This window comes from Furfurilactobacillus sp. W61-4 (genome assembly GCF_057545565.1).
This window is the reverse complement of the sequence record NZ_BAAJNZ010000001.1, coordinates 453,433-467,065: the sequence shown is the minus strand read 5'-3', so window position 1 is coordinate 467,065 and position 13,633 is coordinate 453,433. Positions and strand designations below refer to the sequence as shown.

Here is a 13,633-nt window from a genome sequence, read left to right as displayed (position 1 = left end):
GTGAAACAAGATTTAATTAACTACTAATGAATTAAAATATTTGATTTAGGTGACGTGAATGAGACATTACGATGGGCCTACTTTTTTTCGGCAACATCCTGAAGAATTGGAGCGGCGACGACAGCAACGCACGAATCGCTTAATCGGCTCGCCAACGACAAAATCTGAACAGCCAGCAAGTAGCCAAGCGGTGCGATACGGTAGCGCAGAGATTGAGATTGATCGATCAACTGCTAGTCTTTATGCGGCTCAACAAGCGCGCGCCATTGCGCAGACGATTAATCCACATCGAAAATGGCATACACCAGCTAGCGCGGTAGCCAGCGCCGCCGTGGTTGATGCATCTGGCTACGTTTCGGCGGCTCCTAAGCTATTTAATCAAACCTCGGTGGCCTTTTCTGCCACCAATAAACCAGTTGCCAGTATTTGGGGTGATGATGATTGGTCTCATTCTGAATCAATCGCGCCCGCAACCGCTGCTTCACAATTGCCAATGCAACAGTCAGAGCTTCCCAACTCGGAAACTAGTCAGCTGACAAGCAACGCAATCCCGGCCAAGTCGCCGAAAGATCAGGTACATCAAAAGGCCGATCGCAGTTCAACGACGACAAGTACGAAACAAACAGCTGTCGACCATAATCAAGGCGTTTTAGGTCATGGATTAGCGGCTATTTTTGATGAGGAACAAAATGGGCAAAAAGCCTTAGCACTGTTTAATCATGATCGGGCTGATGCCGATGTCGCAAGTGAGGCCACCGCCGAAGTTATTTCTGAAGCGACCTCAGTACCCGTCCCAACCGAAACGATCCAACAAACTGGACGTAGTTATTCAACGGACGACGATCGGGAATTGTTGACTTATCATTTTCCAAGTCTAGATCTGTTAAAGCCGCCGGTTCAACGAGATGAGGCCAAGTTGGATGCGTGGTTAGACCACCAAATTGATGTCTTAAATCAAACGTTAGCCGCTTTTAATATCGATGGGGAAGTGGTCGATTTCACGGTTGGACCAACTGTCACTCAGTTTCAAGTTAGCTTAGGACCTGGCGTTCGAGTTAATAAAATTACTAATTTACAAGATGATTTAAAACTGGCGCTAGCCGCTAAGGATATTCGGATTGAAGCGCCAATTCCTGGGCAGAGTACAGTTGGGATTGAAATTCCGGATCTAAAATCACGGCCGGTCATGCTGTCAGAAGTGTTACGCTCAGAGGCATTTCAAAAGAGTACCTCACCGTTGACGGTCGCCTTGGGAGTTGATTTATTTGGTCGACCACAAGTAACTGATTTGCGCAAAATGCCTCATGGATTGATCGCCGGGGCGACTGGTTCCGGAAAATCAGTGTTCATTAATAGCCTATTGATGTCGATTTTGTATAAGGCAACACCTCAAGAGGTTAAGCTGATTTTGATCGATCCCAAAGCGGTTGAAATGGCACCGTATAATGGCATTCCCCACCTATTGGCACCGGTTGTTTCCGAACCTCAAGCCGCTGCCGCTGCCCTAAAGTGGACTGTCAATGAAATGGACGAACGCTATCAACGGCTAGCTGCTGCAGGTGCTCGTAATATTGAGCAATACAATGATAAAGCCAAACAAGCAGGTGATGAAGCGGCGCAAATGCCTTATATTCTAGTGATCATTGACGAATTAGCTGATCTGATGATGGTTGCCGCTTCTGAAGTACAGGACTACATTGCTAGAATTACGCAAAAGGCACGAGCGGCTGGGATTCATTTGCTGGTCGCCACACAACGACCATCAGTCGATGTGGTAACGGGAACGATTAAGAATAATATTCCGACCCGTTTAGCGTTCATGGTTGCTAGTCAAATTGATTCACGGACGATTTTAGACACGGCCGGCGCTGAGCGATTATTAGGACGCGGTGACATGCTCTATCTGGGCAATGGCAAGAGTCAACCGATTCGGTTACAGGGGACATTCGTTGACGCTGAAATTGATCCAGTGACAGATTTTGTCCGAGAACAAATGGCGCCACACTACGCGTTTGAGCCTAAACAACTGTTAGCCACAGAAATCGCGGCTGAAGACCAAGATGAATTGTGGCCGCAGGTATTGGCTTATATCGCTGAAGAAAAAAATGTGTCAACATCGAAGCTACAGCGCGTCTTTTCAATTGGCTACAATCGAGCCGCTAACCTAGTTGATCAATTGGAAAGCCATGGTTATGTTTCGGCTCAGCAAGGTTCAAAACCACGGGAAGTCTTTTTCACGGCTGAACAATTAGCCACTACGGTCGATCATGAAGAATCGTAAAAAAAACCTGCATCAACTGGCTGTTTAATTGAAATATTGATACATTATAATTAACCATTTTGGTGATACGTGTTTTAACGAAGGAGTCCATTTATGATGGAGAACACTGATACAACTTATTATTTTGTTGGGATTAAGGGATCGGGAATGGCATCCTTGGCCCTAATTTTGCATGATCGTGGTGATCGTGTTGAAGGGTCTGATATTGACCAGTACACGTTTACACAGCGGCCATTAGAACAAGCGGGAATTAAAATTTACGCTTTTGATCCAGCTAACCTACATGAAGGACTAACGGTGATCGCCGGAAATGCCTTTCCAGATACTCATCCAGAAATTCTCCGGGCTAAAGAATTGGGATTACCAGTCATTCGTTACCATGAGTTTCTTGGTCAATTGATGCGCGGCTACACGAGCATTGGTGTTGCCGGCGCTCATGGTAAGACGAGTACGACCGGGCTACTTGCTCATGTGTTAAGCGGCATTGCGCCAACGAGTTACTTAATTGGTGATGGTACCGGTAAAGGTACGCCAAATTCTCGCTTCTTTGTGTTTGAGGCAGATGAGTATCGACGCCACTTTTTAGCGTATCATCCAGATTATGCGATTATGACTAATATTGACTTCGATCATCCGGATTATTATACCGGGATTGACGACGTCGCCGATGCCTTTCAGACGTTTGCTAGTCAAGTGGGTAAGGCTATCTTTGCTTGGGGTGACGATGAACATCTGCGGCAGTTGAAGGCCAATGTGCCAATCTACTATTATGGGACGAACGACCGAGACGACGTACAGGCACGTAATGTTAAACGAACGACGAAGGAATCGAATTTCGACGTTTACTTACATGATGAATTGATCGGTAACTTTGAAATTCCTTTGTATGGTGAACACAATGTGCTTAATAGCCTAGCCGTGATTGCGGTGGCCCATTTTGAAAAAGTTGATATGAACGATTTGCGGCAAGAACTCCTTTCATTCAAGGGGGTTAAACGTCGGTTTGCAGAACGTTCAGTGGCAGATATGACCATTATTGATGATTATGCGCATCATCCGTCCGAAATTAAGGCAACGATTGATGCTGCCCGTCAAAAATATCCGGATAAGCAGCTGATTGCCGTATTCCAGCCCCATACGTTTACGAGGACAATTGCGTTGATGGATGATTTTGCTAAAAGCTTGAATTTGGCTGACAAAGTCTATTTGACGAATATCTTTGGCTCTGCTCGTGAAAAGACCGGGACGGTTTCTAGTGCCGATTTAGGTGCGAAAATTGTCAAAGGCGGTGATGTGTTAACCTTAGAAAATCTGTCGCCGCTATTGGATTATCATGATGCGGTCGTCATCTTCATGGGCGCCGGTGATGTTCAAAAATATGAACGTGAATATGAAACGCTGTTAAGCAACTCCAGTTTAACGAACGGTTAAATACAAACGTCGACAAACTGAGACAATTCACTTGCTCAGCACAAAATGGCGAGTTGTGACATAAGTATGTGAGACGAACGTTGCCCCATAACGCGTGCCAAAGGCCTGCCAATTCCGTCCAACATAAATAGCGCCGCTTCCCAAAGTTCGGGAAACAGCGCTATTTTCGTTGGTACTCGTTGGCAAAACGGAGTTATGTCACAGCTCCCATTTTGTCGATTGCGAATTTAATTAGTGGTGGTCGCAGACGTTAGACCGAGTAAAATCAGCCCGATAATTTCAAAAATGATGATCAAACTGATCATTGGAATTGAACTAGTTGAACCGAATAATCCGACAATTGGGGAGGCCAGACCACCGACTAATTCCGAAAAGGTGCCTAAAACGGCTGATGCGGTCCCGATATTAGTGGAAGTGCTAGCCATGGCAATCGCAGTTGTGATGCCATTATTGAAACCGATGGAGACAACCACGATCCAAAGCGCAATTGTAAAGAGCCAGAAGTTATTGACCGTGAGCGCGTTCAACAGCATCAAACCACTGCTGGCGATCGGAATCAAAAAGCCCCAACGAGTTAAATTACGATCAGAAGTTCGACCGGTCAGCCGACCCATGAGCTGAGCACCTAAAGCAATGCCCAGTCCATTAAAGGCGTAAATGAGACTGAATGAAGTTGTGCTTAAGTGAAAATCCTTTTGAAAGATGAATGACGAGGCGGCAATGTAGGTGAATAATGCCCCGTTAACTAAGGCCAATAAGCTTGCATTCAACATAAAACGGCGGTTTTTAAACACGGCCCTGAAGTTCAATGGTTCAAGATGGTTAGGAGTGACTTGGCCCGTTTCCGGTAAACCAAACAGACTTGCTACCAACAAAATGACACCGATAATCGTCAAGGTAACAAACACCGATTGCCATGGGAACAAGCTGACAAGGGCGGCACCTAGGATTGGGGCAATAACAGGAAACACCCCATTAATTGTCATTAACGTCGCGTAAAAGCGAGTTAGTTTCACACCATCAAATAAATCACGGGCAATCGCGCGTGACAGGACTTGACCGGCTGAGCCAGCAAGACCTTGAATAACACGGACGATCAGAAATAAACCGATGTTGTGGATGAAAATTAACGCGAGCGAAGATAATGTGAAGACGACTAATCCGACCATCAAGGGTTGCCGGCGACCGACCCGATCGCTCCATGGGCCAATAAAAAGCTGGCCAATCGCCATTCCAATCAAACAGGCACTGATACTGGCCTGAACGGCTGTGGCAGAAGTATGTAAGCTCAACTGAATATCTGGCAGAGCAGGTAGATACATGTCTAATGACAACGGTCCAAAAGCTGACAGCGTCCCTAGCAAGATGGTCAAAAAAAGGCTAGGATGTGAATTTGCTTTTTGTGGGATGTCAGATTGAATCATAATTACCTCGCAATCTTGAATTTAATTTATCGATATCTGGCTTATTTTAGTCGAGTTTGCGAAAAAAAACTAGACGACTTAAGCAATCGACTAATGCTGTAACTTATCTAAAGAATTTTTTTCTAACGGCAAAAGACTTGCTTGTTAACTGAATTCTGTTAGAATACTCTGTAAATAAGGTTAGTCAACATTTGTCAGACTAATGAAATGTTTTGAGAGAAATGAGGGATCAGTTGTGAACAATAATGAATATCAACAACCTCGTCGTGAGGTGAATGTCCAAGCTTCTGGTTTAAGCGCGTTTATGAGTCGCGTCTTCGGCTATATGGGTTTGGCAGTCTTAGTTTCTGCTGTGGTCGCGATTCTGGCCGGGGTGGTGTACCAGAAACAATATTTTAGTTTTCTAGCGGCTAATTCTTGGTTTATGTGGGTCCTCATCATCGCTGAATTTGGGTTAGTCATTGGTAGTTCATTCCAAGCAAGACGAAGTGCTAGTGCTGGCTTGGTGATGTTACTTGGCTTTGCGGCGATTAATGGCCTGATGCTATCCACGATCTTCTTGGCTTACACGAGCGCTACAATTTTCTCCGCCTTCTTTGCTTCCGCAGCAATTTTCGGTGGCATGGCAGTTTACGGCATGACGACACATCGTGACTTGAGTCGAATTGGCACGCAAATGATCTTTGCGCTATTCGGTGTGATCGTAGTCAGTTTAATTAATATGTTCCTTCATTCGTCAGTGATTAGTTACGTCTTTAGCTTTGTGATTGTTGGGATCTTTGTCGTCTTGACGGCCTGGGATACACAACGGATGCGACGAATTTATGAACAATATGGTAATCAGGTGGCACTGGGGGGCTTGGCAATTCAAGGTGCCTTCCAGTTATATCTAGACTTCATCAATATTTTCATCTATGTCCTTCAAATTTTTGGTTTCAGTGGCGGTAATCGAAACTAGCTCATCTGTTGAATTTAGATGTTTCGGCGAGGATCAATTGATCCTCGCTTTTTTGTTGAATGCTGTAGGTGGGATAACGATCTTGCTCAAGCCGTTCGTCCTACTCAAATGATTTTCCCTGGCTCACTACCGACTCTGTGTGTTTAGTTTAACGTCAGTGATTAGCCAAATACATTAGTCCATGGTCTATTTAAACGAATTAGGTTAATTATTGAAAACATTGCTGACTAATTTTGATTTAGGTAATCTCGATTTGGCGAAAAATGTGTCAATGGAAAGCCAAGCCAAAATTTGGTAAACTACTGATAATACAAGCATTTAACGATGTTGATCCTGAAAAAGAAAGAGACGGCCAATGAGTGAACAAATTGAATTATCAAAACAGCCGCGGTTATTATTAATTGATGGTAATAGTGTCGCATTTCGCGCTTTTTTTGCACTCCATCAACAACTAGATCGCTTTACGAATCATGATGGCTTACATACCAACGCAATTTATGCGTTTAAAACGATGCTAGATGCCGTTATCAAGGCCGTTCATCCCGATAAGGCGTTGGTTGCTTTTGATGCTGGGAAGACGACTTTTCGTACCAAAAAATTTGGTGACTATAAAGGCGGCCGCGCCAAAACGCCACCGGAATTATCTGAACAGATGCCATATTTACGCGATCTATTGACTGCCTACGGTATTAAAAGCTATGAGCTAAGTAATTGGGAGGCCGACGACATCATTGGCACGTTAGCTCAGGAAGGGGAAGCAGCCGGCTATCAGGTCATTATTGTGACCGGCGACCGTGATTTGACACAGTTGGCGACTGACCAAGCTACCGTTGCAATCACTCAAAAGGGGGTCAGTGAGATTGAGTATTATACACCGGCTCACGTTCAGGAGAAGTATGGTCTAACACCGCATCAGATTATTGATATGAAGGGCTTGACCGGCGATACTTCCGACAATTATCCAGGGGTGACAAAAGTCGGCGAAAAAACGGCCATTAAATTATTAACACAATTTGGCAGTGTCGAAGGGATTTATGACCATTTAGATGAGATAAAACCAAGTAAAATGAAAGATCATCTCATTGAGGATCAACAACAGGCTATCCTCAGCAAGGATTTGGCAACGATTCGAACGGATGCGCCATTGGCAGTGCATTTGGCCGATTTGGATTATCGCGGCCCCGATTTAGATAAGTTAGTCCCATTTTATCAATCAATGGATTTTAATAACTTCTTGAAACAATTGCGTAATACCAGTCTGGATTTGGACTTTGACCAAATAGGTACGGATCAAAACCAACTTAAGCCGGTTAAATGGACAGTGCTAACCGCACAAAACGTCGATTTGGTCACCCAATTTACCAAGGAAGTCAGTTTCATTCTGGAAATGCCAGATGAAAACTATCACCTTAGCGCCTTTTCTGGGTTCGTCATGACTGATGGACAGCAAACGCTGGTCAGTCGAGAAGTCGATTTATTGCAAACAGAACCAGTGCAACAATTATTAGCCAGTGACCAGATTAAAAAGAATGTTTTCAACGCTAAGGCCCAGTATGTTGGCTTACATCGCTTGGGGACATCTTTAGCCGGGGTCGACTTTGATTTATTATTGGTTTCTTATTTATTGGATACAAATGACAATTCCAACGATTTAGGCAGCTTGGCGCAACAACATGGGTACGAGGCCGTTGAATCAGATGAAATGGTGTATGGCAAAGGAGCAAAGCGAAGCATTCCTGATGACGATCAACGCTTTTTTGATCATTTGGCTCGGAAAGCTTTAGCCATACAGGAACTGCATGATCAACTATTTACTCAGTTAGATGAACATGAACAAGCCGATTTATATCGTGACATTGAATTGCCACTGACCTTTGTCTTGGCCCGGATGGAACTTGCGGGCATTACGGTTGATACAACGCAATTGACTGATATGCGTGAGAAGTTTAAGGAACAGTTAGCGACGCTTGAGCAAACAATTTACAACGAGGCCGGTGAAACATTTAACATTAATTCCACAAAACAACTGGGAACGATCCTGTTTGAAAAGATGAAATTACCCGTGATTAAGAAAACGAAGACGGGCTATTCAACCTCGGTGGACGTCTTGGAGCAACTGGCCAGTCAGGCACCAATTGTCGAAAATATTTTGAGTTATCGAGGCTTAGCTAAGTTACAGTCGACTTATATTGAGGGCTTATTAAAAGTCGTGCACAGTCGTGATCACAAAATTCACACACGGTATCTGCAAACGTTAACTCAAACTGGGCGGCTATCCTCCGTTGATCCGAATTTACAAAACATTCCAATTCAGACGCAACAAGGACGGGAGATCCGTAAGGCCTTTGTTCCCAGCCATCCGGATTGGGAAATCTTCTCATCGGATTACTCTCAAGTGGAACTTCGGGTCTTAGCACATATTACTGGCGACCATAATTTGCAGGAAGCGTTTGTTGAAGATGAGGACATTCATGCGGCCACGGCGCGACGAATCTTTGGTCTTAGTTCCGAAGATGAGGTAACACCACTGATGCGGCGCCAAGCGAAAGCCACCAATTTTGGGATTGTCTACGGCATCAGTGATTATGGGCTCTCACAAAATTTGGGTATTTCTCGCCCGCAAGCAAAACAGTTTATTGACACGTATTTCCGCGAATACCCGGGCGTTAAAAAGTATACAGAAGAAATTGTTGCTAAAGCAAAGGCTGATGGCTACGTAGAAACGATTACACATCGGCGTCGATATTTGCCGGATATTAATTCGAAAAACTTCAACCGTCGTTCGTTTGCGGCGCGGACAGCGATGAACACGCCGATCCAAGGCTCAGCTGCCGACATTATCAAAATTGCTATGATCAAAATGGAGACGGCCCTCAAACAGGCTGGCTTAAAAGCGACGATGTTGTTACAGATTCACGATGAACTCGTGTTCGAAGCACCTAAAACAGAAATCGAAACATTGACGCAATTGGTACCCAAAGTGATGGATTCAGCGGTGAAACTGGATATTCCGTTAAAGGTTGAAAGTGCTCATGGTGCCTCTTGGTATGAGGCAAAGTGATCTTGTAGTTGTTAAGGAGGGGTGAGATGCCTGAGCTACCAGAAGTTGAAACGGTTCGTCGAGGACTAACTAAGCTAGTTGTCGGACAAACCGTTACCGATATCGATGTGTTTTATCCAAAGATGATTTTAAACGGTGAAATAGCCTTCAAAAGGTTGTTAATCGGTCGTAAAATTACGGCGATTGATCGACGAGGGAAGTATCTGCTTTTTCGATTCTCAGATGGATTAACGATGGTGTCTCACTTGCGAATGGAAGGTAAGTTCTTCGGTGCACCGGCAAATACACCGGTTGACAAACACACCCATGTTATTTTTCACTTTGATCATGGTGATGACCTGTGGTACAACGATACGCGTAAATTTGGTCGAATGGTCGTGGTAGACACAGGACAAGAGAACCAAGTTGGGGGTTTAAAATCATTGGGCCCGGAACCGACACCGGCAACCTTAACAATCGCGTACCTAGTTGATAAAATGGCCAAGAGTCGTAAAGCGATTAAGACGTGGCTATTAGATCAAAATAACGTGGCGGGATTGGGAAATATCTATTGTGATGAAGTTCTTTGGTTAACCAAGATTCATCCCGAGCAACCAGCTAAGACGTTGACAAAAAAACAAATCAGTGCGCTTCGCGAAAATATTTTTTTAGAGTTGGATCAAGCGATTAAAGCGCACGGCACAACGGTTTTTACGTATAGTGCTTTTGGTCATGCTGGTGAATTTCAGAATCAACTACATGCTTATGGTCACGTAGGACAGCCCTGTGAACGGTGTGGGGCGACAATGGTTAAAATCAAGGTCGCCGAACGGGGCACCACCTTTTGTCCGCAAGAACAAAGGTTACATTTGTCTGATCAACAGGTAGCAAGTAAGCCGAAACGGGGCGCTAAATAAATGACCGTCATTATTGGACTAACAGGTGGGATTGCGACGGGGAAGTCAACCGTGGCCCGTTTATTTGCTGAAGCCGGCTGTTATGTTGTTGATGCAGATCAGCTTGCCCGACAAGCCGTACAGCCCAAGAGTCTAGGATTACAAAAGATTGTTGAAGCGTTTGGTCGCGAGTTACTCACGGACACCGGTGAATTAGATCGTAGCAAGTTAGGCAGTCTAGTCTTCAATGATCCAGATCAAATGGCAAAATTAAATGCCATTGTTCAACCGATTATTCGAGATCTAATCAGACAGGCACTGGCAAACGCAAAACTGACTCGGCCACGAGCAATTATCCTTGATGCACCGTTGTTATTTGAACAACACTATGAATCGATGGTTGATCTAATCGTGGTGGTGACCGTGCCTGAAAACGTTCAAAAAGCCCGGTTAATGGCACGTAATCATCTGAGTGACGCTCAAGCGCGTGCGAGGATGGCGAGTCAAATGCCGTTGGCTGACAAGGAAAAAAAGGCCGATTTTGTTATTTCCAATATTGGTACCATTGAAGCGACAAAACAGCACGTGGTAAAATTACTTGATCATTTAAGTGATTTTTCACGTTAACTTGAGCGACTTATCGCAATTAGGAAGTGGCAATGAATTAAAGGAGTTTTATAAATTATGCAGTGTCCACGCTGTCATCATCAGGAAACACGCGTTGTCGATAGTCGACCGACCGCTGAAGGTCAGGCAATTCGACGACGGCGAGAATGTGAAAAGTGCGGTTTTCGCTTTACAACGTTTGAACGCACTGAAGTCGCCCCTTTACTGGTAATTAAAAAGGATGGAACACGCGAGGAGTTTAATCGAGATAAGATCCTACGAGGAATTATCCGCTCAGCTGAAAAACGTCCTGTGACCATGGAACAAATGAATCGGGTCGTCGAGAATGTCGACGCGCAAGTCCGCTCATTAGGAGAGAATGAAATTTCAAGTCAACTGATTGGTGAATATGTCATGAACGATTTGGCAGACGTGGACGAAATTGCTTACATCCGATTTGCCAGCGTTTATCGTCAGTTTAAAGACATGGGCGTCTTTTTGGACGAATTAAAAGAAATGGTTGACCGAGATAAAAAAAGAGACACCAATCATTAATTAAGTGATGGAAAGGAGTTGCAAACGATGGCCGATACTTTGCCAACTTTAACACCGCGTGCAGGTTTCATCGTGATCAACCCCAGTCGCGATCAACTAACAACCAATGTCTGGCAGCGCTTGTATCAACCGATATTGGGTAATAATGCGTTTGGTTTATATAATGCATTGCAAACTTTCATCAGTGAGCAACCACAACTATCTAATCGCCGCGTTCACAGTCAGTTGTTAAGTTGGACCGACTTAGACTTGCCACATTTTCAGGCAAGTCGTCAACGCCTTGAAGCGTTAGGATTGTTAAATTCATACTATCAGCAGGATGCATTAGGCGATTTGTATATCTATGAATTGCATCAACCATTAGCTGCGGATACCTTTTTTCAGGATGATTTATTGAGTGTGTTGTTATTTCAATATGTCGGCCAAGCCCGGTATACCGAGCTTCTTGACTATTTTAATGCGAGCCGCCTCAATTTGAGCCGCTTTAAAAACATTTCTGCAGACTTTTTAGATGTCTATCACGTTGGTGACCAGCAGTTAGCGCAGCGACCGGCTCAATTGGTTGACTCGAAACAATCCGCGCATCAACCACGGGTGACTAATGCGCCGTCACTGGATTTTCATTTATTAGGTGAGTATCTAAAACGAGAATCGGTGGACCTCACAAGTGTTGATGCTGCACAAGATTTGCTTCAAGCTGAAGCATTACTCTATGGGTTAAATGAGCGGGAATTGGCCAACTTAGTTGTGAAAGCGACTAGTGTGACCACTAATAGATTTGACCCCGACCGTTTTAGAGCAATCGTGGTTGATCAGTTTCAGCAACTGCGCGCGCAGACAGCCGACTCGGTGCCATCGTCGGCCTCGTCTCAAACTGATAGTCAGGCAGCTCCAACAAGTGCACAAGCACCTGACGAATTGCACGCGATATTAGCAGCGGTCAAGGCATATGCTCCTGCTGACTTTCTGGCGGTTTTAAAACAAGAAAAGAATCAATATGTAACGAGCGGTGAGCAACGAGTTTTAAGTACCTTCATGCAACGCCAGTTATTTGCTCCCAGCGTTGTGAATATGCTGATTTATTACCTAATTGCCGATCGTGATCAGAATGTGTTGTATCAAAATAGTGTTGATCGCGTGGCAAATGATTGGGCGAAAGCTAAGGTTCAGACGCCGGAACAAGCGGTTAAACACATGCAAGCATTTGCGCAAGCGCAGGCGACTCGTCAGCAGAGTCGATCTGGTAACCGACCAACTAAATCACGAGAACAATTACCCGATTGGAACCAAACGGCCGGTTCATCTGCTAACAGTGATGGCAATGCAGCTGATGAAATCGCTCAATTACGGCAACGTTTATCCAAGGCTAAAGAAAGTCAGGAGGATCGGTCATAATGCAAGATCTGGGAAAATCCATGCGCGATCTATTAAATCGACAGAATCTTAATTCGGATTATCAACAGCTGATTGCCAATGCGGCAAATGATGGGGAAGTCCAGTCCTTTATCCAAACCCATCAAGCGGAATTAGCTGATGATGCCTTAGAGCGCAATGGGTCTAAACTTTATGAGTTTGTTAGTCAACGTGATAAGGTCCGAGCTGGGGCCCAAGTGTTTGCACCAGGGTATGAACCCCGGTTAGTGGTCAGCGATCATTATATTGAGGTTACTTATGTTCCAACAGAGGCGACGCTGTTAGCGCAAAAGCGTTCTTTATTAAAGAAGCGAGTGCATGCGGTTTCGATGCCCAAGATGATCGAGCAAGCCTCCTTTAGTGACTATGATGTGGATGGTGACGAACAACAACGTAGCGATGCTTTGCGTCAAGCAATGCAATTTGTGGCCGACTATTCGCAAAAACCACGCGTTTTTCATCAGGGATTATACTTTTATGGCAATTTTGGCGTGGGGAAAACCTATTTATTGGGGGCCATTGCCAATGAATTAGCGACCTTGGGTTATCAAAGTACGTTAATGCACTTCCCGAGTTTCGCCGTTGAAATGAAACGATCGATTGGAGAAAACTCAGTCGCCAAAAAGGTGGACGCGATCAAGCAAGCACCGATCCTGATGATTGATGATATTGGCGCTGATTCGATGAGCTCTTGGGTGCGAGATGAAGTCCTGGGTGTTATTCTGGAATACCGAATGCAAGAAGAATTACCAACGTTCTTTACTTCTAATTTTTCAATGCAATTATTAGCCGATCAGCATCTTTCCATTAATCAACGGGGGGAGACTGAGACAGTCAAGGCGGACCGGTTAATGCAACGCATTCGCTTCTTAAGCCATGAGGTTTTAGTTGCTGGGCCAAACCGGCGACCACAGTAAAAGAATATTTTAATGAGAAAAGCAACCGTTGGGCGTCATAATCAGCGATTGCTTTTCTGTTTGTTTGGAAATTTCTGTGTTTTAGAGGAACGAAATCAGAAACGTTCATAAA

Annotated in this window: 10 protein-coding genes; 9 read left to right on the top strand and 1 reads right to left on the bottom strand. The window is 44.6% G+C overall.

Going from position 1 to position 13,633, the window contains the following annotated elements; genetic code table 11:
- Positions 1-58 precede the first annotated feature (58 nt).
- A complete protein-coding gene (locus AC27FN_RS02290) occupies positions 59-2,281 on the top strand; it encodes a DNA translocase FtsK (RefSeq protein ID WP_487166408.1) in 2,223 nt (740 codons plus the stop codon).
- A 96-nt stretch (positions 2,282-2,377) separates the two neighbouring features.
- Positions 2,378-3,712, top strand: a complete 1,335-nt coding sequence (gene murC, locus AC27FN_RS02285; protein ID WP_487166585.1) for a UDP-N-acetylmuramate--L-alanine ligase — start codon at positions 2,378-2,380, stop codon at positions 3,710-3,712.
- A gap of 227 nt (positions 3,713-3,939) precedes the next feature.
- Here the strand turns inward: murC and AC27FN_RS02280 are convergent, their stop codons facing one another.
- The gene (locus AC27FN_RS02280; protein ID WP_487166407.1) at positions 3,940-5,136 is read right to left on the bottom strand and encodes a multidrug effflux MFS transporter; all 1,197 of its coding nucleotides are present in this window, start codon (positions 5,134-5,136) and stop codon (positions 3,940-3,942) included.
- A 235-nt stretch (positions 5,137-5,371) separates the two neighbouring features.
- Here AC27FN_RS02280 and AC27FN_RS02275 point away from each other — a divergent pair, with 235 nt between their 5' ends.
- The 7 genes from AC27FN_RS02275 (at position 5,372) to dnaI (ending at position 13,521) form a co-directional block, all read left to right on the top strand.
- Complete coding sequence (locus AC27FN_RS02275) at positions 5,372-6,094, top strand: Bax inhibitor-1/YccA family protein (protein ID WP_487166406.1); 723 nt, start codon at positions 5,372-5,374, stop codon at positions 6,092-6,094.
- A 355-nt stretch (positions 6,095-6,449) separates the two neighbouring features.
- Entirely contained in the window at positions 6,450-9,155 is a 2,706-nt protein-coding gene (polA, locus tag AC27FN_RS02270; protein WP_487166405.1) for a DNA polymerase I, read from the top strand.
- 26 nt (positions 9,156-9,181) lie between these two features.
- Positions 9,182-10,051: a DNA-formamidopyrimidine glycosylase gene (mutM, locus tag AC27FN_RS02265; protein WP_487166404.1), complete on the top strand. Its 870-nt coding sequence runs from the start codon at positions 9,182-9,184 to the stop codon at positions 10,049-10,051.
- Entirely contained in the window at positions 10,052-10,657 is a 606-nt protein-coding gene (coaE, locus tag AC27FN_RS02260) for a dephospho-CoA kinase (RefSeq protein WP_487166403.1), read from the top strand.
- Between the two features lie 57 nt (positions 10,658-10,714).
- Complete coding sequence (gene nrdR, locus AC27FN_RS02255; RefSeq protein ID WP_487166402.1) at positions 10,715-11,191, top strand: transcriptional regulator NrdR; 477 nt, start codon at positions 10,715-10,717, stop codon at positions 11,189-11,191.
- Positions 11,192-11,218: 27 nt separating this feature from the next.
- Positions 11,219-12,586 carry a DnaD domain protein gene (locus AC27FN_RS02250; RefSeq protein ID WP_487166401.1) on the top strand — a complete coding sequence of 456 codons (1,368 nt, stop codon included), beginning with the start codon at positions 11,219-11,221 and terminating at the stop codon, positions 12,584-12,586.
- Complete coding sequence (dnaI, locus tag AC27FN_RS02245) at positions 12,586-13,521, top strand: primosomal protein DnaI (protein WP_487166400.1); 936 nt, start codon at positions 12,586-12,588, stop codon at positions 13,519-13,521. Before AC27FN_RS02250 ends, dnaI begins: the two co-directional genes overlap by 1 nt.
- Positions 13,522-13,633: the final 112 nt, after the last annotated feature.

What these genes read in the sequence shown, in the direction of transcription:
- coaE (WP_487166403.1), top strand. Translation starts at nt 10,052, where the DNA reads ATGACCGTCATTATTGGACTAACAGGTGGGATTGCGACGGGGAAGTCA.
- AC27FN_RS02250 (WP_487166401.1), top strand. Translation starts at nt 11,219, where the DNA reads ATGGCCGATACTTTGCCAACTTTAACACCGCGTGCAGGTTTCATCGTG.
- dnaI (WP_487166400.1), top strand. Translation starts at nt 12,586, where the DNA reads ATGCAAGATCTGGGAAAATCCATGCGCGATCTATTAAATCGACAGAAT.
- polA (WP_487166405.1), top strand. Translation starts at nt 6,450, where the DNA reads ATGAGTGAACAAATTGAATTATCAAAACAGCCGCGGTTATTATTAATT.
- AC27FN_RS02290 (WP_487166408.1), top strand. Translation starts at nt 59, where the DNA reads ATGAGACATTACGATGGGCCTACTTTTTTTCGGCAACATCCTGAAGAA.
- AC27FN_RS02280 (WP_487166407.1), bottom strand. Translation starts at nt 5,136, where the DNA reads ATGATTCAATCTGACATCCCACAAAAAGCAAATTCACATCCTAGCCTT.
- nrdR (WP_487166402.1), top strand. Translation starts at nt 10,715, where the DNA reads ATGCAGTGTCCACGCTGTCATCATCAGGAAACACGCGTTGTCGATAGT.
- murC (WP_487166585.1), top strand. Translation starts at nt 2,378, where the DNA reads ATGGAGAACACTGATACAACTTATTATTTTGTTGGGATTAAGGGATCG.
- mutM (WP_487166404.1), top strand. Translation starts at nt 9,182, where the DNA reads ATGCCTGAGCTACCAGAAGTTGAAACGGTTCGTCGAGGACTAACTAAG.